This is a genomic window from Microbacterium mangrovi (assembly GCF_000802305.1).
In the GTDB taxonomy this organism is placed as follows: domain Bacteria; phylum Actinomycetota; class Actinomycetes; order Actinomycetales; family Microbacteriaceae; genus Microbacterium; species Microbacterium mangrovi.
The window spans coordinates 20,563-39,609 of record NZ_JTDK01000017.1 but is presented as its reverse complement, the minus strand read 5'-3'; the positions used below and the strand labels follow the sequence as shown (position 1 = coordinate 39,609).

The 19,047-nt window shown below is 70.8% G+C and carries 20 protein-coding genes; 8 read left to right on the top strand and 12 right to left on the bottom strand.

Annotated features, from left to right (window positions below):
• Positions 1 to 203: 203 nt before the first annotated feature.
• A complete protein-coding gene (locus LK09_RS21835) occupies positions 204 to 1,037 on the top strand; it encodes an aggregation-promoting factor C-terminal-like domain-containing protein (protein ID WP_052226927.1) in 834 nt (277 codons plus the stop codon).
• 171 nt (positions 1,038 to 1,208) lie between these two features.
• On the opposite strand, the gene mnhG is transcribed toward LK09_RS21835, so the two are convergent.
• Genes mnhG through LK09_RS16790 form a run of 6 tightly spaced genes read right to left on the bottom strand, consistent with a single transcriptional unit; the run spans position 1,209 to position 7,557 of the window.
• Positions 1,209 to 1,553 carry a monovalent cation/H(+) antiporter subunit G gene (gene mnhG / locus LK09_RS16815; RefSeq protein WP_039402177.1) on the bottom strand — a complete coding sequence of 115 codons (345 nt, stop codon included), beginning with the start codon at positions 1,551 to 1,553 and terminating at the stop codon, positions 1,209 to 1,211.
• A complete protein-coding gene (locus LK09_RS16810) occupies positions 1,550 to 1,876 on the bottom strand; it encodes a monovalent cation/H+ antiporter complex subunit F (protein WP_052226926.1) in 327 nt (108 codons plus the stop codon). Before LK09_RS16810 ends, mnhG begins: the two co-directional genes overlap by 4 nt.
• A complete protein-coding gene (locus LK09_RS16805; protein WP_039402175.1) occupies positions 1,873 to 2,448 on the bottom strand; it encodes a Na+/H+ antiporter subunit E in 576 nt (191 codons plus the stop codon). Before LK09_RS16805 ends, LK09_RS16810 begins: the two co-directional genes overlap by 4 nt.
• A complete protein-coding gene (locus LK09_RS16800) occupies positions 2,445 to 4,004 on the bottom strand; it encodes a Na+/H+ antiporter subunit D (RefSeq protein WP_039402172.1) in 1,560 nt (519 codons plus the stop codon). The genes LK09_RS16805 and LK09_RS16800 overlap by 4 nt, the downstream gene beginning before the upstream one ends.
• Complete coding sequence (locus LK09_RS16795) at positions 4,001 to 4,534, bottom strand: Na(+)/H(+) antiporter subunit C (protein WP_039402169.1); 534 nt, start codon at positions 4,532 to 4,534, stop codon at positions 4,001 to 4,003. Before LK09_RS16795 ends, LK09_RS16800 begins: the two co-directional genes overlap by 4 nt.
• Entirely contained in the window at positions 4,531 to 7,557 is a 3,027-nt protein-coding gene (locus tag LK09_RS16790) for a Na+/H+ antiporter subunit A (protein ID WP_082008343.1), read from the bottom strand. Before LK09_RS16790 ends, LK09_RS16795 begins: the two co-directional genes overlap by 4 nt.
• Positions 7,558 to 7,797: 240 nt before the next feature.
• Between LK09_RS16790 and LK09_RS16785 the strand changes: the two genes are divergently transcribed.
• Positions 7,798 to 7,986, top strand: coding sequence for a DUF1918 domain-containing protein (locus LK09_RS16785; RefSeq protein WP_039402166.1), 189 nt, complete (start codon positions 7,798 to 7,800; stop codon positions 7,984 to 7,986).
• A 23-nt stretch (positions 7,987 to 8,009) separates the two neighbouring features.
• Here LK09_RS16785 and LK09_RS16780 read toward each other — a convergent pair whose 3' ends face one another.
• Complete coding sequence (locus LK09_RS16780; protein WP_039402163.1) at positions 8,010 to 8,396, bottom strand: nitroreductase family deazaflavin-dependent oxidoreductase; 387 nt, start codon at positions 8,394 to 8,396, stop codon at positions 8,010 to 8,012.
• A gap of 54 nt (positions 8,397 to 8,450) precedes the next feature.
• Between LK09_RS16780 and LK09_RS16775 the strand changes: the two genes are divergently transcribed.
• Together LK09_RS16775 and nucS are read left to right on the top strand one after the other, a co-directional pair.
• The gene (locus LK09_RS16775; protein WP_039402160.1) at positions 8,451 to 9,680 is read left to right on the top strand and encodes an MFS transporter; all 1,230 of its coding nucleotides are present in this window, start codon (positions 8,451 to 8,453) and stop codon (positions 9,678 to 9,680) included.
• Positions 9,680 to 10,375 (top strand): endonuclease NucS, encoded by a 696-nt coding sequence (gene nucS, locus LK09_RS16770; RefSeq protein ID WP_039402157.1) that lies wholly within the window; start codon positions 9,680 to 9,682, stop codon positions 10,373 to 10,375. Before LK09_RS16775 ends, nucS begins: the two co-directional genes overlap by 1 nt.
• A 20-nt stretch (positions 10,376 to 10,395) precedes the next feature.
• On the opposite strand, the gene LK09_RS16765 is transcribed toward nucS, so the two are convergent.
• On the bottom strand, positions 10,396 to 10,824 hold the full coding sequence (locus LK09_RS16765; RefSeq protein ID WP_039402155.1) for a PPC domain-containing DNA-binding protein: 429 nt from the start codon (positions 10,822 to 10,824) through the stop codon (positions 10,396 to 10,398).
• 68 nt (positions 10,825 to 10,892) lie between these two features.
• Between LK09_RS16765 and LK09_RS16760 the strand changes: the two genes are divergently transcribed.
• From LK09_RS16760 to LK09_RS16745, 4 genes are all read left to right on the top strand, one after another.
• Positions 10,893 to 11,615: an HAD hydrolase-like protein gene (locus tag LK09_RS16760; RefSeq protein WP_052226925.1), complete on the top strand. Its 723-nt coding sequence runs from the start codon at positions 10,893 to 10,895 to the stop codon at positions 11,613 to 11,615.
• A gap of 9 nt (positions 11,616 to 11,624) precedes the next feature.
• Complete coding sequence (locus LK09_RS16755) at positions 11,625 to 12,872, top strand: coiled-coil domain-containing protein (protein ID WP_039402153.1); 1,248 nt, start codon at positions 11,625 to 11,627, stop codon at positions 12,870 to 12,872.
• 292 nt (positions 12,873 to 13,164) lie between these two features.
• Positions 13,165 to 15,267 (top strand): bifunctional lysylphosphatidylglycerol flippase/synthetase MprF, encoded by a 2,103-nt coding sequence (locus LK09_RS16750; protein WP_231563119.1) that lies wholly within the window; start codon positions 13,165 to 13,167, stop codon positions 15,265 to 15,267.
• A gap of 53 nt (positions 15,268 to 15,320) precedes the next feature.
• Positions 15,321 to 15,806, top strand: a complete 486-nt coding sequence (locus tag LK09_RS16745) for a GNAT family N-acetyltransferase (protein ID WP_039402149.1) — start codon at positions 15,321 to 15,323, stop codon at positions 15,804 to 15,806.
• Here the strand turns inward: LK09_RS16745 and LK09_RS16740 are convergent.
• The 4 genes from LK09_RS16740 to LK09_RS16725 all read right to left on the bottom strand — a co-directional run bounded on the left by LK09_RS16740 (position 15,781) and on the right by LK09_RS16725 (position 18,984).
• Complete coding sequence (locus LK09_RS16740) at positions 15,781 to 16,341, bottom strand: DUF2127 domain-containing protein (protein WP_052226924.1); 561 nt, start codon at positions 16,339 to 16,341, stop codon at positions 15,781 to 15,783. The genes LK09_RS16745 and LK09_RS16740 overlap by 26 nt on opposite strands.
• Before the next feature lie 112 nt (positions 16,342 to 16,453).
• Positions 16,454 to 17,287 (bottom strand): COG4705 family protein, encoded by an 834-nt coding sequence (locus tag LK09_RS16735; protein ID WP_197061087.1) that lies wholly within the window; start codon positions 17,285 to 17,287, stop codon positions 16,454 to 16,456.
• 106 nt (positions 17,288 to 17,393) lie between these two features.
• Positions 17,394 to 18,518, bottom strand: coding sequence for a DUF1648 domain-containing protein (locus LK09_RS16730; protein WP_039402146.1), 1,125 nt, complete (start codon positions 18,516 to 18,518; stop codon positions 17,394 to 17,396).
• Positions 18,508 to 18,984 (bottom strand): GntR family transcriptional regulator, encoded by a 477-nt coding sequence (locus tag LK09_RS16725; protein WP_082008339.1) that lies wholly within the window; start codon positions 18,982 to 18,984, stop codon positions 18,508 to 18,510. The genes LK09_RS16730 and LK09_RS16725 overlap by 11 nt, the downstream gene beginning before the upstream one ends.
• Positions 18,985 to 19,047 lie beyond the last annotated feature (63 nt).

Here is a 19,047-nt window from a genome sequence, read left to right as displayed (position 1 = left end):
ATGACCCGAGCCGGGCAGAATCACGACCCGAGTGACTGCACGGAATCCGAACCCGAAGGCGTCTGCGCGCCTGCGGAATCCGCGGCCCGGGTGACCCGCCTGCCCGGGTGACGTGCGCCGAAACGTCCCCCGTTACCCGTCGTGCCCACCCCCCTGCGGTGCGACGGCCGGACCACGCAGGGCACTGCGAACATTGGAGACCCGTGCGCCTTCGCGACGTGCGCCTGAGCGCCCTCATCCCCCGTAAGTCGTTCACCCCCGCCCTCGCCGCCGTGGCGATCGTGGCGAGCGTGGCCACCCCCTTCCTCGCGACGTCGGCTGCAGCCGCCGCGACCACAGACTCCGCCGCGGACGGCACGGCTCACGTGCTGACCACGATCCAGCCGGCTTCGATCCAGCTCGCCGCCCAGCGTCCCGTCGACCGGGATGCCGCCTTCTACGCCAACCTGGCGCGCGGCACCATGCAGCAGGCCGACGCCGCCAAGGTCGACACCCGCCAGCTCGGCATCCAGATCGCCCAGCTCAGCCAGTCGGCGAACCTCCCCGAGCTCACCGTCACCGCCTTCATCGGCCAGCTGCGCACCACCACCAGCGACGTCGCCGCGCAGGTCGCCGACGCCGAGGCCAAGGCCGCCCATGCCCGGGCCGTCGCCGCCGCGAAGGCCAAGGCCGCCGCTGCCAAGGCGAAGGCCGCGGCCGCAGCCGCCGCCCGCCTCGCCGTCACCAACACGCCCGACGGCGCCCGCGCCGCCGCGCAGTCGATCATGGCGTCGACCTACGGCTGGGGCGCCGGACAGTTCTCGTGCCTGAACTCTCTGTGGAACAAGGAGTCCGGCTGGAACTACAAGGCGTACAACGCCAACGGCGGAGCGACCGGCATCCCGCAGGCCCTCCCCGGGTCGAAGATGGCCGCCGCCGGCTCGGACTGGGCCACCAACGCCACCACCCAGGTCAAGTGGGGCCTGTCGTACATCGCCGCGAGCTACGGCAGCCCCTGCGCCGCGTGGGGTCACTCGCAGGCCATGAACTGGTACTGAGCCCCGCTCAGGCCGCGTTCTCGCACCGCCCGATTTCGGAGAATCCCTCCGGAATCGGGCGGTTCCGCGTTCAGCATCCGAATTCGCCGCGATTCTCCGAATTCGGTGGCCCAGCACGGCACCCCCGGTCCCTGAGCGAGCGCCGGCGAGACGAAGGGACACCACCCCGACTCAGCCCTCCGACTCGCGGTCCCGGGCCAGTTCGTCGGTGTACAGCTCGTCGCTGCGCAGCGTGCCGTTGCGGTACGCCTGCCGTCCGACCATATGCGCGGCCAGCGGCGCGGTGGCGAGCTGGATCAGCACCACCGGCACCAGGAACGCCACGACCGCCCAGGTGTGCAGCGCGAGCGCGATCGCCAGGCAGATCAGCAGGAACCCGAGCACCTGCGGCTTGGTGGCCGCGTGCAGACGCGTCGGGACGTCCTTGAACCGCATGATGCCCAGCGCCGCGGTCAGGCACAGGATCGCCCCGCACAGCACGAGCACGATCGCGATGAGGTCGAGCCAGTCGGTCATGACGCCTCCCCGTCGCGGGTGGATCTCGCGGGTCCGGATGCCCCGCCCGGATCGTCCGGCGCCTCGACGTCGCGCCGCGCCACGAACCGGGCGATCGCGACCGAGCCGAACACGCCCACGGCGGCGATGATCAGCAGCACGGGAAGCGTGTCGGTGTGGTGGTTGATCACCATGTCGGCCCCGAGCACGCACATCACCTCGGTGAGCAGCACGTCCGACGCCACCGCCCGGTCGAGGATCGACGGCCCCAGGACGATGCGCACCACGGTGAGCACCGCCGCGATCCCGAACAGGGTGTAGACGATCCACAGCAGCACGGTCATCGGGCCCCCCCGGCATCCTTCGCGGCGATTCCGGAGTGCACCTGCACCACCTGGCCGGGCGAGCCCACGGCCCGCACGATGCGCTCCTCCCAGTGCAGCACGTCGGCGCGCTGCTTCTCGACGTCGCGATCCGAGCGCACCCCGATCACGTGCAGGTACAGCACGCGCCTGGCCCGGTCGGCCTCGATCACGAGGGATCCGGGAATGAGGGATGCCACCACCGCGGTGTGCGTCATGATGAGGTCGTCGTCGGTGCGCAGCGGCACCGCCACGATCGCGGCGCCCGGCTGGCGGCGGACGTCGAGCACCTGCCAGGCGACGGTGAGCGAGCCGCGCACGAGTCCCCAGAGGAAGTCGAGCACGAACACGACGCCCCACCACACGTTGATGCGCCCGGACAGCTCCACCGGCGGCAGCCGGAACACCGTCGTGACGAGCACCACCACGATGAGGCCGGTGACGAACGCGAGCACCGTGAACTGGCCCCACAGCAGCATCCACAGCGCGACCAGCCACACGAAGAACGGCAGCTGTCGCCAGATCCGGCTCGCCCGGGCCCGCAGGTCGGTCATCGCCCCAGCTCCCCGCTGATCTGCGACAGGTGGACGGGCTCCATGAGGGATGCCCCGGCCCGCGCGCACACCTCGTAGATCGGCCCGGCGAACACCGTCAGGGCGACCGTGACGCACACCATGCCGGTGGTGGCCGCGGTCATGATGCGCGGGATCACCCGGCGCTCGGTCATGACGCCGGCCTCGGGTGCCGCACCGAGATACTCGATCCGCTCCAGCGTCTCGGTCTCGGGCGCTTCGTCCTTCTCGCGCCAGAACGCCAGGTTCCACGCGCGCATGAGGGCGTAGAGCGTCAGCAGCGAGGTCACGATGCCGCCGACGATGAGCAGCATGTTGAGCCCGCCGCCCTGGTTCGCCGCGGCGTCGAACAGCGCGAACTTGCCGATGAACCCGGAGAAGGGCGGCAGGCCGCCGAGGTTGACGGCGGGGATGAAGTACAGCACGGCCAGCACGGGTGCCGCCCGCATGAGCCCCTTGACCCGCAGGATCGAGGTGGATCCGGCCCGCCGCTCGATGAGTCCGACGGAGAGGAACAGGGTCGTCTGCACCACGATGTGGTGGATCATGTAGTAGATCGTGGCGCCGATGGATGCCGGGGTCGCGATCGCGAGGCCGAACACCATGTAGCCGATGTGGCTGACCAGCGTGAACGACAGGATGCGCTTGAGCTCCGCCTGCGCGAGGGCGCCGAGCACCCCGACGATCATCGTCGCCAGCGACACCCACATGAGGAGCACGTTCACGCTGTCCTCGCGGAAGAGCATCGTCTCGGTGCGGATCAGGGCGTACACGCCGACCTTCGTGAGCAGGCCCGCGAACACCGCGGTGACCGGTGCGGGCGCGGTCGGGTACGAGTCGGGCAGCCAGAACGACAGCGGGAAGACCGCCGCCTTGATCGAGAACGCCAGCAGCAGCATGAGGTGCAGGGTCAGCTGCGTGGACTGCGGCAGCTCGGCCATGCGCTCGGAGATCTGCACCATGTTCACCGTGCCGACGGCGGCGTAGATCATCGCGATGGCGGCGAGGAACAGCACCGACGACACCAGCGACACGACGATGTAGACGACGCCGGTGCGGATGCGGGACTCGGTGCTGCCGAGCGTGATGAGCACGTACGAGGCGACCAGCAGGATCTCGAACCCGACGTACAGGTTGAAGAGGTCCCCCGCGACGAACGCGTCGAAGATCCCGGTGGCGAGGATCAGGTAGCTCGGGTGGAAGATCGACACCGGCGTCTCGTCGTCGCCGTCCGCGGCGCCCTGCCCGACCGAGAAGAGCAGAACCGCCAGGAGCACGACCGACGAGACGACCAGCAGCAGGGCCGACAGCCGGTCGACGTAGAGCACGATGCCGAACGGCACCGGCCAGCCGCCCACCGAGACGGCGAGGGGGGTTCCGGCATCCACCGTGACGAGCATCACCAGCGAGATGGCGAGCACCACGGTGAGCGTGGCGATCGAGACGACCACCTGCACGCGACGTCGACGGCTCGCGATGAGGGTGATGGCCGCGCCGAGCAGCGGCAAGGTGACGACGAGGGGCACGAGGGCGTTCACGCGTCACCTCCGTGGTCCGGGTGATCCCGGTCGTCGGTGGGCGCGTCGTCGTGGATGCCGGGCAGGTCGCGGTGGTGCAGCACGGTGATGGGAGAGGTGGGCGTGCCGACGAAGTCGGTGCGGTCCTTGTCGTCGGCATCCTCCATCTCGACCTCGTCGTCCAGGGCGTCCTCCACGGCTTCGCCGCGGGCGCGCACGGCGACGTCCTCGGTGTCGTCCTCCACGGTGTCCTGCTGGCCGAGCTGCCACGAGCGGTAGATGAGGGCCAGGAGGAACGCCGAGACGGCGAACGTGATGACGATCGCGGTGAGGGTGAGCGCCTGCGGAAGCGGGTCGGAGATGACCCCCCGAGCTCCGTAGAACGCGGCCTGACCGGGGGCTCCCATGACGATCAGCAGCAGCAGGTTGGCCGCGTTGCCGAGCAGCAGGAACCCGATCAGCACGCGGGTGAGGCTGCGCTCGAGCATCGCGTAGACGCCGGCCGCGAAGAGCACGGCCATGACGATGATGAGGATGCCGCTGAGGGTCATGCCGCACCTCCGTCCGGGCTCGAATCGCGCCGGATGTCCTCGCGGCTCATGGTGCCCCGCTTCTTGACGGACTTCACGGCGTCGAAGCGCTCCGACCGCTCGGACGGCACGCGCGGCTCGGGCACGGCATCCCACCGCTGCCGGTCGACCTCGGCGCCGAGCGAGCGCAGCACGTCGAGCACGAGTCCGATGACGACGAGGTACACGCCGACGTCGAAGATCGTCGAGGTGACGAACTCGAGGTGCCCGAGCACGGGGATCTCCGCCTCGAGGACGCCGGACTTCAGCGGCGGGAAGCCGAACAGCAGCGGCACGAGGGCGCAGCCCACCGCGAGCGTCATGCCGATGCCGAGGAGCCGGCCGGCATCCGTCGGCGCAGCCGCTCCGAGCTCGTAGCGTCCTCCGGCGATGTATCGCATGACCAGGGCCATTCCTGCGACGAGGCCGCCCGCGAACCCGCCGCCGGGCAGGTTGTGGCCGGCGAACAGCAGGTACAGCGAGATCACGATCATGGTGTGGAAGAGGATCCGCACGATCACCTCGAGGATGAGCGAGCGGTTCTCGGGGCGCACCTTGTTGCCGCCCACCAGCCATGCGCGCCGCGTGTTGTCGGCGGCGGTGTCGGCCGGACGGATGCCGTCGGCGGTCTCGACCAGTACCCGCCGCGAGGTCACGCGCGGGTTGACGAACCGCGACAGCGTGTCGGTGCGGTCGGTGACGAAGACGAGGGATGCCACGCCGGTGGCGGCGAGGATCAGCACGGACAGCTCCCCCATGGTGTCCCAGCCGCGCAGGTCCACGAGGGTGACGTTGACCACGTTGCGGCCGTGGCCGAGCTCGTAGGCGAGGTCGGGGAAGCTCGCCGAGTCGGGGATCGCGGTGCGCGCGCCCGACACGACGACCGCGACGGCGGCCATGACGAGGCCGACCGCGCCGCCGATGATGCCGCGCAGCACCGGCCGCACCGACGCGTTGTGCTCGCCCATCCGCGACGGGATGCGGCGCAGCACCAGCGCGAAGGTGATCATCGTCACGGTCTCGACGAGCGCCTGCGTGAGGGCGAGGTCGGGGGCGCCGGACACCGCGAACAGCACCACCATGCCGAGGCCGGTGACCGACACGAGCACGACGCCGGTGTACCGCTTGCGCGCCCTCACCGCGACCAGGGCGGCGACGATCATCAACGGGGCGATGGCGACCTGCATCGGCGACTGCCAGGCATCCAGCTGGGCGCCGAGGCTGCCGCCCATGATCAGTGCGGTGCCCTGCGCGACGACGAACACGACGAAGATGATGCCGACGTACACCGGCAGCGATCCGCTCTGGGTGACGCTCGTGACGGCGACGGCGAGACGCGCGACGAGTCGCAGGCCGAGGTTGTAGACCTCGGTCGCGGCGAACGGCAGCAGCCGGCCGCGCTGGTCCAGCCGGATGCGCCGGGCGAGCACGAAGACGCCGATGCCGAGCACGATCGTGGCCAGCGAGATCCACAGCGCGGGCACCGGCCCGTGCCAGAGCGCGAGGTGCGCGTCAGGCGGCGGCGGGACGCCGGGGCTGGATGCCGGTGCGGTGTCGGCGTAGCCGGAGAACGCGTGGTCGAGGAGCGGGGCGCACAGGCCGGCGACGATCGTGAGGCCCGAGAGGACGATCGGCGGCGCCAGGAATCCGAGCGGCGGATCCGGCCATTCCGTTTCGGGAATATAGTCGCCGTGCTTGTCGCGCTTGCGCCAGAACGCGCCCCACACGAACCGGATGCCGTACGCCGCGGTCAGCACGGAGCCGAGCGCGATGCCCGCGACGGCGACGATCGCCCAGAACTCGCCGTGCACCGCCTCCTCGAGAAGGGCCGTCAGCGCGCCTTCCTTCGCCACGAAACCGATGGTCGGGATGATGCCCACCATCGAGCACACCGCGATGATCGAGAACACGGCAAGCGTCGGCGCCTGCCGGCCGACGCCGCTCAGCTCCCGGATGTCGCGGCTGGACAGCTGCCGGTCGATGATGCCGACGACGAGGAACAGCGCCGACTTGAACAGCGCGTGCCCGAGCAGCAGGGCGAGTCCGGCCAGGGCGGCGTTGCGCGTGCCGTAGCCGAGGACCACGGTGAGCAGGCCCAGCTGACTGACGGTGCCGAAGGCCAGGATGCGCTTGAGGTCGGTCTCGCGCAGCGCCTGGAATCCGCCCAGCAGCATGGTGAAGACACCCAGGGCGATCACGATCGGGCGCCACGGAGCGGCGAGCGCGAACACCGGCGCGAGTCGGGCGATCAGATAGATGCCCGCCTTGACCATGGCCGCCGCGTGCAGGTACGCCGACACCGGCGTCGGCGCGGCCATGGCGCCCGGCAGCCAGAAGTGGAACGGGAAGATCGCCGACTTGCTGAGCGCGCCGACGAGCACCAGCACGAGGGCGGCATCCACCACGGGCCCGGTGGGATGCGCGACGAGCAGCCCGGACAGGCTCGTGGACCCGGTCACGACCACGAGCAGCACGACGCCGACGAACATGACGAGGCCGCCGACGGTCGTCACCAGCAGGGCCTGCAGGGCGGCACGCCGGCTGGCGCCGCGCGTGTGCGCGTACCCGATCAGCAGGTACGACAGGATGCTGGTGACCTCCCACAGCATGACCAGCACCACCATGTCGTCGGTCAGGACGAGCCCGTACATGGCGCCCGCGAAGGCGAGCAGCACGGCGCAGAACTGGCCGAGGCCCTGGTGTTTGCCGGCGAAGTACCACCGGCAGTACAGGATCACGAGGGTGCCGACGCCGGTCACGATGAGCGCCATCACCCACGACAGCTCGTCCATGCGCATCGAGATCCGCACCCCGAGCGCGGGGATCCAGTCGTATGACTCGAACGGAATACGACCGGACAGCACGGCCGGCGCCTGCATCGCGGTATGCACGAACGCGACCGCGGGCACGAGGGATGCCGCGAAGAAAGCCCGCTCGCCGATGAGGTGCACGAGCCACGGCATGAGCAGCGGCGTCAGCGCGAACACGGCGAGGAGGATCAGCACGGAACCTCCTCGGGACTGGCGAGTGGGCGGGCCTCCAGTCTAACTGAGAGCCGCCTGTGAGCCTCCGGGGCGACGTTTCGTCTCGGTCGGGCTGCGCGCGTCCTCGCTCAACGACCGGATCGCCTCCCCCCCCCCGGTCGTTGAGCGAGCGAAGCGAGACGAAACGCGCCCACCCCGGTCGCGGGCCCCTGTCGCCCGTCCCCGGATCGGTCTACCGTGAGAAGAGGGAGGGAGGCCGAGATGCGAGCGACAGTGGGAGACCGCATCCGCGTGCACGGCCGCGCCGTCGGGATGGCGGATCACCTGGGCGAGGTCATCGAGATCCGCACGATGGGCACGGACGAATACCTCGTCATCCGCTACGACGACGGGCACGAGGGGTTGCTGTCACCGGGATCCGACTGCGAGATCCTGCACAGCAACGGCTGAGGCGGCACCGGCCGAGGCGAGGCTCACTCCTCGCGGAGCAGCAGTGCGCCCGGCATCCGGCGCACGATGGCGGAGAACGGCGTCTTCGCCAGCGGGGCGGCCTCGGCGGCATCCACGATGCGCGGGTCGTTCACCCAGACCTCGCGCCCCTTCCAGGTGAGCGAGGCACCGCCGGCGGCCACGACGTTGCGCGCCCAGTTGGTGTCGCGTCCCCAGGGCAGCCCGATCATGACCAGGCCCAGCTCGCGCGTCGGGATGACGGCGATCGGCGTGTGGAACGGACGTCCGGATCTGCGGCCGGTGTGATGGATCGTCGCCCACAGCGGCATGACCTTGCGTCCGCTGAGCGCGTGCGCGGCGGGTTCGGCGAGCCGGAGGGCGAAGGCCGGGGGCGTCTTCCTGTCGGTCATGCATCCAGCATCCCTCCACTCGTGCACGAGAGGGCCCGATAGCCTGGAACCCGTATGAACGTCACGGTCACCCATTCGCAACTCGTCCGCTGGCGCACCGCGATCTTCGCGATCTTCCTCCTCTCCGGCTTGGGCGTGGCGTCGTGGGCGGCGCGCGTGCCCGCCATCAAGGACGCCCTGGACATCAATCGCGAGGGCCTCGGCCTGCTGCTCCTGCTGGGCGGCATCGCGTCGATCCTGGGCATCTCGACCAGCTCGGTGATCATGGCGCGGTTCGGCACCCGCCGCGGGATGCTCGGCACGCTGACCGTGTTCTGCGCCGGCCTTGCGCTCATCGGCATCGGCACCGACATCGTGCACCAGCCGTGGCTGGTCGGGCTCGGCCTGGCGTTCTGGGGCTTCGGCGGCGGATCGACCGACGTGATGATGAACGTCGAGGCGACCGCGATCGAGCAGCAGATGGGCCGGACGATCCTGCCGCTGTTCCATGCGTTCTTCAGCTTCGGCACCGTGATCGGCGCGGGTCTCGGCATCGTCGCGATCACCCTCGGACTCACCCCGTTCGATCACCTGCTGATCGTCGCGATCGGGGTGCTCGTGCTGTGCTTCGTCGCGATCGCGAACATCCCCGTGACCGAGGGCGAGGAGGTCGAGCCGGATGCCCCGAAGGCGCCGTTCCGCGAGCGCCTGCACGTCGCGCTGTCCGCCTGGCGCGAGCCGCGCACCTACGCGATCGGCGTGATCATGCTCGGCATGGCGTTCGCGGAGGGGTCGGCCAACGACTGGCTGGCGCTCGGCATCGTCGAGGGGCACGGCGTCGACAACGCCGCCCTGGGTGCCGCGGGGCTCACCGTGTTCTCGGTGTCGATGACCGTCGTGCGCGTGTTCGGCGGGCCGCTCGTGGACCGCTTCGGCCGCGTGTTCGTGCTCCGCGTGCTGTCGGCGACGGCCGTCGCGGGTCTGCTGCTGTTCATCCTCGGCCCGACGGTCCCGCTGCTGTTCGTCGGTGCGGCGCTCTGGGGCATCGGCGCCTCGCTCGGCTTCCCGCTGGGCATGTCGGCCGCCGCCGACGACCCGGCGAAGGCCGCCGGGCGCGTGGCCGCCGCCGCGACGATGGGCTACGTCGCGTTCCTCGCCGGTCCGCCGCTGCTCGGCTACGTCAGCGAGCACATCGGCCTGCTCAACACGCTCTACATCATCGTGGCGCTGATCGTGGCATCCGGATTCGCCTCCGGCGCCGCGAAACCCCTCGCCCCCACCTACGACACCGCGAAGGACGCCTGATGCGACTCGTCATCGCCCGCTGCTCGGTCGACTACGCCGGACGACTCAACGCCCATCTGCCCGAGGCCACCCGCCTGCTGGTGCACAAGGGCGACGGCAGCCTGCTGGTGCACTCCGACGGCGGCTCGTACAAGCCGCTCAACTGGATGAGCCCGCCGTGCACGCTCGAGGTCGAAGAGCCGGATGCCGACCAGGCCGCGGCCGGCGTGCAGGAGCTGTGGCGGGTCACCCACCAGAAGTCGGGCGACACGCTGCTGGTGCGGCTGTACGACGTGCTGCACGACTCCGCGCACGAGCTCGGCATCGACCCGGGTCTGCAGAAGGACGGGGTGGAGGCCGACCTGCAGCGCCTCCTGGCCGAGCAGACCGGCCTCATCGGCGACACGCTCACCCTGGTGCGCCGCGAGTTCCCGACGGCGATCGGCCCGGTCGACCTGCTGCTGCGGGACCCCGCCGGCGGCACTGTCGCGGTCGAGGTGAAGCGCCGCGGCGACATCGACGGCGTCGAGCAGCTCACCCGCTATCTCGAGCTGCTCGGCCGCGACCCGCACCTGGCGCCCGTGACCGGCGTCTTCGCCGCACAGGAGATCAAGCCGCAGGCCAAGGTGCTCGCCGCCGACCGCGGCATCCGCTGCGTCACCCTCGACTACGACGAGATGAAGGGCATCGAGTCCGGCGCCCCCCGCCTCTTCTGACCCGCGCGGGATGCCGCGGGTCAGGGCTGTGCGAGCAGCTTCAGGCCGGTCTCCTCGTCGTAGACGCGGGTGAGTGGGCGCTGACGCGGCGTCAGCAGCACTTCGCCGGTCAGGCCGATCGTGCACGCCTTCACGTGACCGCCGAGCACCGAGTAGTCGGCGCGTGAGAACGTGCCGTGGATGTGCCACGCGGGCCGCCCGTCGATGATCGCCAGGTCGCCGCGCGCCCCGACGATCTCCAGCGGCTCCGTGAACTCCTGCCACTGATACTCCCGGGCCGACGGGTCGTAGTAGCCGAGCGTCACGGCGGATGCCCCGCCGACGATGTCCACCCACGCGCCCTGCATTCGCTCCGCGGCCGCGAAGCCCGCGAGCTGTTCGATGAGTTCCTCGCCCTTGCGCAGTACGAGCAGGTACGTACCGGATGGGGCGTCCAAGTAGTGCTCCATTTCCGCAGTCTAGGCCGGACCCTCAGCCGACGGGCCGGACCCTCAGCCGCGTGGCCTAGGGTCGAAAGATGGATGTCGCTTCCCCCGCCCCGCACCGGGACCCCGTCGCCGCGCGCTCGATCCGATCGCCGTGGACGTGCATCCTGTGGGACGTCGACGGCACCCTGATCGACGCCTCCGAGGGCATCCTCCGTCGCCTGAAGACCACGCTCGAGCACTTCGGTCATCCGCCGGTGCGGGAGGCCGAGCTGGCGCACTGGATCGGCCCGCCCATGCTGGAGTCGTTCCAGGTGATGGCGGGGATGGATGCCGTCCAGGCCGAAGCGGCGGTCACCTACTACCGGCAGGTGGCGCGCGCGGACGGCTACGAGACCGGCGCCCGGGTGTATCCCGGCATGGCCGACCTGCTGCGCGACATCCATGCGGCCGGCATCCCGCAGGCGACCGCCAGCTCCAAGCCGGAGGACCAGGTGCTGCGGCTCATGCAGCACTTCGGTCTCGACGGATACCTGGATCGCATCGTCGGCGCCACGTCCGAGGCGCGCGATCGCGGCCTCAAGGCCGAGGTGCTCGCCGACTCCCTGCGCCGGCTGCAGGCGCTGGGCGTCGACGTCTCGCGCCCGGTGCTGATCGGCGACCGGCACCACGACGTCGAGGGCGGCGCCGAACTCGACGTGCCCGTCATTTTCAACCGCTGGGGCTTCGGCTGGCCGCACGAGGCCGACGGCGCCGCGGCATCCGTCGACTCCGCCGACCAGCTGCGCGCGCTGCTCCTGGTCGGCGACGACTGACGAGACCGCATGGACACCGTGCTCGGCTGGGTGATCCCCGCGGTCGTGGTCTTCGGCGGCACCGCGGTGCTCGCGATGCTCATCGGCTGGGCGGTCCGGGCGTCGCGCCGGTCGCCGCGGGCACGGGCATCCGCCGACCGGGCCCGCACGGATGCCGGCGCCGCCCTGGTGCGCCTCGACGACGAGCTGGGCGACTTCGACATCGACGTGACCCTGGCCGGGTCGATGTACGGCGGCGACGCCCCGCCCGTGCTGCGGCACGCCAAGATGAGCGCGCAGCACGTGCGCGACCAGGCGTTCGGCTCGTTCGCCGAGCTGGACGATCCCGCCCTCGTGCCTGTCGAACGCGAACGGCGCGCCAAGGACGTCTTGGCCCGCGTGACGAAGGCCCTCGCCGAACTCGACGCCGCCCGCGCGCAGTACGCCCGGTGGACGGCGGAGCACCGCTCCGCGGGCGACGAGGTGGCCGCGGTGCGCGCCCGCCTCACCGCCGTTCAGCGGCAGCTGGGCGACCCGGGCGCGCTCGTCGCGTCGCTGCGGGGGCGTTTCGATCCGTCCGAATGCGCGGATGCCGAAGCCGCCGCAGCACGCACGCAGGCGGCTCTCGCCGAGGCATCCGCGCGTCTCGACACGGCCGAGCGGGGTGCCGCCGATCCGACGCGCAATGCCCTGCCCGACCTGGCCGCGGCCGAACGTGCACTGCGTGACGCGCAGGATGCCGCCCGGCGGCTCGACCAGAGCGCGGAGCGCCTCACCGCGGCATCCGATTCCGTCGCCGCCCAGTTCGCCGATGCCCGCTCCGCCGTGCGCCAGGCGGCTGCGCTGCGCGAGCAGCTCGAGCCGGATGCTGCGGTGCGCCTCGGGACCGCCATCGCCCGCGCCTCGGCCGAGCTCGACGCCGTCGAGCCGGATTCCGCGCGCCGGCCGATGCACGCCGTCGACCGCATCGCGCGCATTCGCGACGGCCTCGACCTTGCGACGGGCGATGCCCGCAGTGCGCAGCAGCGCCTCCGCGGGGCGCAGACCGCCCTGCCCGGCACCCTCGCCACGGCGGCCGCGGCCGTCTCCCGCGCCGAGGGGGTCGCCGCGACGGCGGGAGCGGATGCCCGGGCCCGACTCGCCCTCGCCCAGCGCGCCCTCGGCGACGCCCAGCGCGGCACGGACGCGATGACGGCGCTGGATGCCGCCCGCCGCGCGATCCGCCACGCCGAGGATGCCGAGGCCCTCGCGAACTACGACCGCCTCGGCCGCCGCTGACCTGCGCCCGCCCCACGCGCGCTTCGACAGGCTCAGCGCCCACCCGCCTGCGCCCTGAACCTGTCGAAGGGCAATCCCCGCGCGCGCCCTGAACCTGTCGAAGGGCAATACCCGGCTGCGCCCTGAGCCTGTCGAAGGGCAATACCCACCCTTCGCCTCAGATGCCAACTTCCCTGGCTTCACACCCCAGAACTTGGCACCCGAGCCGGCCACCCGCTGACCCCGCACACTCTCCACACCTGTGGGGCGGTCTCACACCGGGCCTTCGGCGGGACGCGGCTAACGTTGGTGCGTGACGGATGCCGTGTCGGTCGACTCCCGCCCGCGCACCTCGGCTCAGGGCCGAGTGCTGAGGGTGATTTCGCGTACTCGCGTCACCCTGATCTCGATCGGGGTGCTCCTCCTGATCGGGGCGATCACCGGGGCGCTGTGGCGTCCGTTCCTCTACAACCCGCTGTGGGATTCGGTCGCCTACGGCCTTCCGGCGTTCCAGGCGGGCCGCTGGTGGACGCCTGTCACCGGCACGTTCTTCGTCTCGCACCCGGCACTGTACTCGGTGACGATCCTGTCGTTCGCGGGCATGGCGTACCTGGAGCTGCGACGCGGCTGGCGGGTCGCGATGCTCTACTTCTGGATCGGCCAGCTGTTCGCGGTCTTCGGCGCCGCGCTGCTGCTGTGGCTGCTCACGTACACGCCGTCGCTGTGGGCGGTGGTCGTCGCCGAGAACACCGGTGTCGGCCCGACGGCCGGCACGTTCGCCTGCATCGCCGCCGCGACCGGACTCCTGCCCGCGCCGTGGCGCGTGCGCGGCTGGCTCGTGCTGCTCGCCACGCTGCTGGTGACCCTGCTGTTCTGGGGCCGCCTGCTCGATGTTCAGAACACCCTCGCGGTCTTCCTCGTGCTCTTCGCCGACCGGACGCTGCGCATCCAGCACACCACCGTGCGCGAGCAGCGCCTGATCACCTGGGTGGCGGTGGTGACCCTGGGTGTCGTCGAGCTCATCGTGCTGCTTGCCCCGACCAACGGGCCGTTCGGCGACAGCGACCCGGCCAGCGGGTCATGGTGGGACATCGCCACCGACATCCTGCTCATCGTCATCGTCGCCACGGCGCTTCGCCGCGGTCGCCGGTGGGCGTGGTGGACCACGCTGATCCTCGCCGGGGTGAACGTGGTCACGGGCATCCTGCTCGTGGTCGTGATCGTCGCCGTCGGGCCGGCCGAGGCGGACGACATCATCAACGGCAACCCGTCGCTGACCTTCGCGACCGCGGTGATGTGGCTCGCCATGGGCATCTACCTGATCTGGGTGCGACGTGCGTTCCGGTCCAAGATCGGGCGCCGGGCCCGGCTCGGGTCGCAGCCCGCGCCGGATGCCGTCGAGGCCAAGCGTCTCGTGCGCCAAGCGGGCGGCGGCGATCTGTCGTGGGTGGCCACCTGGGAAGACAAGACGTTCATGCGCACGACGACCGGGATCGTCGCCTACCAGCAGCGCGCTGGCGTCGCCCTCGCACTGGGCGATCCGCTGGGCCCGCCGGCCGGGCGCGCGCAGTCGGTGCGGGAGTTCATCGACGACGCCGAGCACGCCGGGCTCATCCCGTGCTTCTTCTCCGCGTCGGACGACACGAAGGCGGCGGTGCCGGCCACGTGGCGATCGCTCGTGGTCGCCGACGACACGATCGTGGATCTTCCCGATCTCAGCTTCACCGGCAAGCGCTGGAACTCGGTGCGAACCTCCCTCAACAAGGCCGCCCGCGAGGGCGTGAGCTTCCGGCTCACCCATCTCAAGGACGAACCATGGGGCGTGCAGGCGCAGCTGCAGGCGATCAGCGAGATGTGGGTCTCGGACCGCGGCCTCCCCGAGATGGGGTTCACCCTGGGCACCCTGTCCGAGGCGGAGGACCCGGATGTCCGGATCGCCCTCGCCGTGTCGCCCGAGGGCGATGTCGACGGCTTCCTCTCGTGGATGCCCGTGTACGGTCCGGGCGGCCGGATCGACGGCTGGACCCTCGACCTCATGCGTCGGCGCGAGGGCGGGTTCGGCCCGGTGATGGAGTACCTGATCGCGCAGTCGGCCATGACGTTCCGCGAGGAGGGGGCCCGGTTCATGTCGCTCTCCGGCGCACCGCTCGCCCACGACTACCCGCCGCGGGCGGGCATGATCGCCGAACTGTCGGAGTGGCTCGCCGAGGCCCTCGAGCCCGTCTACGGCTTCCGGTCGCTGCACCGGTTCAAGGGCAAGTTCCACCCGCGGTTCCAGGCGATGCACCTGCTGTACCGCGACGAGGGCGACCTGACCCGGGTGGCCGGCGCGCTCACGCGGGCGTTCCTTCCGGATGCCACGCTGCGCCAGTTCGCCGGCGCAGGAATCGACATGCTCCGCCCGCCGGCGCGCTGATCCGCCGCACATCGGGGACGACAGGCGCCCCGGCATCCCGATAGCGTGGGCCCATGAGGCACATCGACCTGCGCCCCCTGGAGGACGACGACCTGGACGCCGTCTACGACATGATGCGCGACCCCGACGCCGTGCGCATGGCCGCGTTCACCGCCGACGACCCCGACGACCGCGAGGCGTTCGACGCGTGGATCGCCCGGAACCGCAACGCCCCGAGCGTGTCGCAGTGGGTCGTGACCGAAGACGGCGCGTTCGCCGGCACGATCGCCGCCTTCGACATCGAGGGCGATCGCGAGGTCACCTACTGGATCGCCCGGCACGCGTGGGGCCGCGGGGTGGCCACCGCCGCGCTGCGCCTGCTGGTGAGCCGGGAGGCGACCCGTCCGCTGTTCGCGCGGGCCGCGGCATCCAACACGGGGTCGATCCGCGTGCTCACGCATGCCGGATTCACCGAGGTGTCCCGGATGACCAGCTACGCGCGCGGGCAGGATGCCGAGATCGAGGAGATCCTGTTCACTCTGGTTCCGGCGGTGGAGTAGCCGCCCGTCCGCGGCGCGTCAGCCACGGCGCCCGGAGGCGGAGGACGTCGTGCAGGCTTCGTCCCTCGCGCCACTCGCGGATCGTGAGGACGATGATCAGCACGTCGAGGACGCACAGCAGCAGCACGCCGACGGAGAACTTGAGGAACAGGTCGACGATCTGCACGATCGTCAGCAGCGCCAGCGCCGCGACCGCCCACGGATAGATGCGCCGGGTCCCCAGCAGCAGCGCGACGACGATCGCGAGTTTCACCGCGCCGTGCACGATCAGATAGATCCCGCCGATCGCGAGGCTCGCGTGGCCGAAGCGCGCGACCTCGCGCAGCAGCAGATTGGCCCAGGCCGAGTCGGGGTCCTCGCTGAGCTCGCTCGCGGTGAGCCAGCGGGCGACGCCGCTGATCTGGCCGGGCGTCAGGAACAGCAGCGGGATGCCGACGAGCAGTTCGATCAGACCGTCGACGCCCTTCAGCAGCACCCCGATGAGGAACGTCCAGTCCAGCAGCGCCTCCCGGCGCGCCGAGCGCGATGCGGCCATGCGTCCAGCATCCTCCCTCCGGACGGAATCCGGCTGAGCCGCCCGTTTTCCGGGCTTCCTCGCAAAGACCGGCATCCCGGCGCCTGACGCGTCGGGATGCCGGCCGGGGAGGTCAGACCGCGTCGACGAGGTCGGGCAGGTCGTCCTCGATGGTCTCCGCCGCACGGCGCTCGGCGCGCACCTTGACGGTGAGGTAGATCACCAGCGCGACGATCGCGACGAGGAAGGTCACGCTCGTGACGGTGGTGCCGAGGCCCAGGCCGCCGTCGGACTTCGGCGACGACAGCAGGTCGCCGAGGGATGCCCCGAGCGGACGGGTCAGCACGTACGCGGCCCAGAAGCAGAACACCGAGTTGAGACCGAGTCGCCACGCGACGGCGATCGCCGCGATGAGCCCGACGAACAGGGCCAGGGACAGCCAGTAGCCGAGCCCGAGCGCCTCGCCGATGAAGTCGCCGGCGGCCGTGCCGAGGGCGAACGTGAACAGCACGACCACCCAGTAGAAACCCTCGCGGCGGCGGGTGTAGATGGAGTGGATCGACAGCGTGCGCTCACGGGCGTACCAGATCGCGAACGTGCCGCCCATGAGGACCGCGAAGACCACGGTGGAGATCCACAGCGGAACCCCGAGCCCGTCGGTGAGGTTGTCGGTCACCAGCGTGCCGAAGATGCTGATGACGACCACGACCGACCAGAACAGCGGCGGTGTGTAACGGCGCACGCTGAACTCCGCGATGAGCAGGGCGACCAGCAGCAGGCCCATCGCGATCGTGGTGCCGGTCAGCCCGAATCCGAGGGTCGAGTTCAGGAAGTCGGCGAAGGTCTCGCCGGTGGTCGTGGACAGGACCTTGATGATCCAGAAGACGAGCGTCACCTCGGGGACCCTGTTGCGCAGGATGGCCAGAAGGTGCTCGTTGCGGTCGGGGCCGGAGCGGGTCGCGGTCACGATGGTGGTTCCTCTCGATGGGGATCACGGATGTGGAAGAGCCAATCCGATCGCCCGCAAGGAATCTCTAAGACCCCGATCACGCGTCACATTCTTCGACTGCGGGTCATCCTCCGTTCACCGCCTGCACGAGCACGAACCCGACGAGGCCCACGATCAGCAGCCCCACGAGGACGGTGATGACGACCCCGGCCGGGCGCCCGAGGTTCACCGTCCAGCCGACCCCGAACCGGCGCTGCACGAACAGGGCCGGGTCGTCCCGGTTCAGATAGAGGATGCCGGCCTTCCAGAACCGGTCGTCGTCGGGCGCGTCGACGGTGGCGTGCACCGCCCGCTCGGCGGCGACCGTCGCGGCGTCGCCGCGCATGAGGCTGCGCCAGCGCAGCACGAACAGCACGACGACGAGCAGGATCAGCACGACGATCGCCACCGTGCCGCCGGCGCGCAGCCCTGCGACATCCGGCAGCAGCCACAGGGCGAGGGTGGTCCACGAGAACGACAGCGCGATGAGGAACATCACCCGGCCGATGAGCGCGGACATCGCGGCGCGCATCGCGTGGTCCCGGCGCACGTTGGTGGCGGCATCCACCCCCGGCAGCGCCCGGATCGGCACCCGGCGTCCGAGGAACGAGAGCGCGAAGAGCAGGGCGACGACGACCGTTCCGATGAAGAGCGGGCCGAACACCGACCACACGCTCTTGTCCGCCCAGCGGTCGGGCTGTCCGCTGATGCCCCAGTGCGTGGGGACCGTGGCAGGAAGGGTGGGATAGAGCAGGATGCCGGCGATGTACCCGCACGCCAGCAGCACGGCGCTCGCGACCGCCCAGCCGACCGGCACCGGGGCGGGTTCGGCGGGGACGGAGACCGAGCCGGCGATCCGCACCGGCACCCCCGCGTACCAGTCGCCGTCGCGCTTGGCGCGGATGATCATCCGCCGTGCGATGACGTACGCCGCCAGCTGGGCGACGATGAACAGGAACACCGCCAAGAGCACCCAGGCCGGGGATGCCGTCACGGCGAGCACTGCGAGCAGCACCATGCACAGGAGCCAGGCGATCGCGATCATGACCCGGTAGCGGCGGATCGCGCGCCGGATCACCGGCTCGTCGAGCCGTTCCGCCGGCACGCTCACCCCTAGCGGCAGGGTGGGCCGGGTGACCGCCGGAAGCGCCCCGACCAGGATCGCGATGAATGTGAAAACGACGGCGATCGCGATGACGTCAGCGCGCATCGTCCGCTCCCTTCTCGGATGACCGGGTGCGCGCCTCGGCGCGGGACCCGGAGAACGACTCGAGGATGCCGTGCACCACGTCGGCGATCGCGGTATCCTGCTCTCCCTGTGCGACGCCCTCGGCGAGCACGGTGGCCAGGCGGGCCGTCCACGCGTCGCGGGCGGATGCCTCCCACTCCCCCACGCCCGGCAGAGCGTCGGGTCCGGGGGCATCCGGCGTGGGCCGCGGGGCCCGCGCCACGACGGTGCCGGCGGTGCGGTTGGTGCGCACGAGGCCCTCGTTGCGCAGCAGTTCGTAGCCCTTGCCGACGGTGGCGATGTTGATGCCGAACTGGGCGGCGAGGCTCCGGACCGGCAGGAGCTGGTCGCCCACGCGCAGCTCGCCGCGTGCGATGCCCTCGACGACCCGGTCGCGAAGCTGCTGGTACAGCGCGACGTCCGAGAGCGGATCGATCTCGATCTGCATGGCATCCTCCTGTCCTGCTTGTACTGGTTCTTATAGTACAAGCAACACAGCGGATCGTCCACC